The sequence below is a fragment of the Paraburkholderia sp. SARCC-3016 genome (assembly GCF_031119615.1).
Classification (GTDB): Bacteria; Pseudomonadota; Gammaproteobacteria; order Burkholderiales; family Burkholderiaceae; genus Paraburkholderia.
Map to the genome: position 1 here is coordinate 1 of NZ_JAVHZD010000120.1, position 500 is coordinate 500.

General features: G+C 63.2%; 1 protein-coding gene. It reads right to left on the minus strand.

Annotation, left to right across the window (positions count from 1 at the left end):
- A partial coding sequence (locus QYH69_RS36005; RefSeq protein WP_308836352.1) for a UTP--glucose-1-phosphate uridylyltransferase occupies nucleotides 1-500 on the minus strand: 500 nt, incomplete at both ends.

The window sequence follows — 500 nt, forward strand, 5'->3', positions numbered from 1 at the left end:
TCCGGATGACGCAGCGCGAACTCGACGGTCGCCTTCAGGTAACCGAGCTTGCTGCCGCAGTCGAAACGCGTGCCGTGATACTTGTACGCGAGCACCTGTTCGTCGTTGAGCAGCGACTGGATCGCGTCGGTCAGCTGCAGTTCGCCGCCGGCGCCCGGCTTCAGCGCACGGATATGTTCGAAGATGCGCGGCTTGAGCACATAGCGGCCGACCACGCCGAGATTCGACGGCGCGACGTCCGGCGCCGGCTTCTCCACGATGCCCGACATCTTGATGATCGCGTCTTCCCATTCCTTGCCGTCGACGATGCCATACGACTTCGTCTCGTCGCGCGGAATCTCTTCGACGCCGATAACCGAGCTGTGATAGTGGTCGAACACCTCGATCATCTGCTGCATGACGGGCGGCGTGCCGTACAGCAGATCGTCCGCGAGAATCACCGCGAACGGGTTGTCGCCCACGAGCTTTTCGGCGCACAGCACCGCGTGCCCGAGACCGAG